General features: G+C 36.6%; 2 protein-coding genes and 1 pseudogene. 1 reads left to right on the top strand and 2 read right to left on the bottom strand.

The annotated features are described in order from the left end of the window. Position 1: 1 nt before the first annotated feature. Together ACYVRH_RS13035 and ACYVRH_RS13030 are read right to left on the bottom strand one after the other, a co-directional pair. Positions 2–352, bottom strand: a complete 351-nt coding sequence (locus ACYVRH_RS13035; protein WP_461257329.1) for a chorismate mutase — start codon at positions 350–352, stop codon at positions 2–4. Next, the gene (locus ACYVRH_RS13030) at positions 349–678 is read right to left on the bottom strand and encodes a hypothetical protein (RefSeq protein ID WP_461257328.1); all 330 of its coding nucleotides are present in this window, start codon (positions 676–678) and stop codon (positions 349–351) included. The genes ACYVRH_RS13035 and ACYVRH_RS13030 overlap by 4 nt, the downstream gene beginning before the upstream one ends. Positions 679–744: 66 nt before the next feature. On the opposite strand from ACYVRH_RS13030, the pseudogene ACYVRH_RS13025 reads away from it, so the two are divergent. After that, positions 745–1,150, top strand: a pseudogene (locus ACYVRH_RS13025) (hypothetical protein); the annotation flags it as partial.

Below are 1,150 nucleotides of genomic sequence, written 5' to 3'. Positions count from 1 at the left end.
GCTAAGGAAGCAAGACTTCCGCCCCATTGAGATAGACGTGTCTGATTACAGTCCCTTCATCAAGATAACAGTGAATTAAAACTCTGACAACCCTTTCAAGGGAATTTTTACTTTTTGGCTCCTGTGTTGAAAAAAGGGAAAGCTCCCCCGCCCTGCCGCCTCTTCGTAAAGCCGTACATGGGTTAATGGCGTAAAGATCGTCAGTTACGGAAAACATTACGGAAACAATGTCCGCTTCTTCCAGCTTGTTCATATTAAGCAGGTCTCCGTACATAAGGCCGATTTGCAGAATCATATCATCCGTTGTGTTTTCACATTGAACCGCTCCCCTTAGAGCGTAAAGTTTTTTCATAAATTTCCCCCTGAAAACGTAATAATAAATTCATTCATCAAAATAACTACAAAACAATATACAATTAATAAAAGATCAAGCAATAATATTAATAAATGAAGCTTATGATCGCGAATACTGCGGTAAATATTTAATATTATTTTATAAAAAGCGCAAATAAACAGCATAGATGACGAATACCGCATCACGTCAAGTAATAATAACAGAGTTTTATCGCTAAAATTTATATCTATAAGATAAATTATAAGCGAGACAAATGAAACTACAAAAGACAGTAACAATATCCATGACGCGGGATCAACCATCCTGTTTACACGATTCTCCAATTTATCCTTTTACCTTCTTTAATATATGTTGCAAAAAAATCAATATATGTATTATTATAGTACAGTATGAAAAAGTTTTTTATCACCCTGATTATATTGATTATAATTGCCGGGGTCGCTTTCATGTTCGGCTGGGCGCAGTTTTCCGTTCCTCCGGGTAAATACGGCGTTGTTTATTCCAAAACACACGGCATTGATCAAAAGCCCGTACAATCGGGCGAATTCCGCTGGATTTGGTATAAGCTGATCCCTACCAATGTAAAAATTTCCATTTTCAATCTTGATCATACCAGCTACCCTATTGATTTTAACAGTTCTCTGCCGTCTGGAGAAACCTATGCCGCCTTTATCGGCATTACAAATATGGATTTTTCATGGAATCTTAAAGGTGAGTTAAGTTTTAAACTTGACCCGCAAATGCTCATTTCTGTCGTAAGTAAAAATAATATTGCCGATCAAAATGATTTAGACG

This window comes from Treponema sp. R80B11-R83G3 (genome assembly GCF_054786115.1).
Note: the sequence above shows the minus strand (reverse complement) of the source record. Positions and strands in the feature narration are given on the sequence as shown.

Excerpts from the sequence above, each read along its gene's own strand:
- ACYVRH_RS13035 (WP_461257329.1), bottom strand. The coding sequence starts at position 352 with ATGAAAAAACTTTACGCTCTAAGGGGAGCGGTTCAATGTGAAAACACA.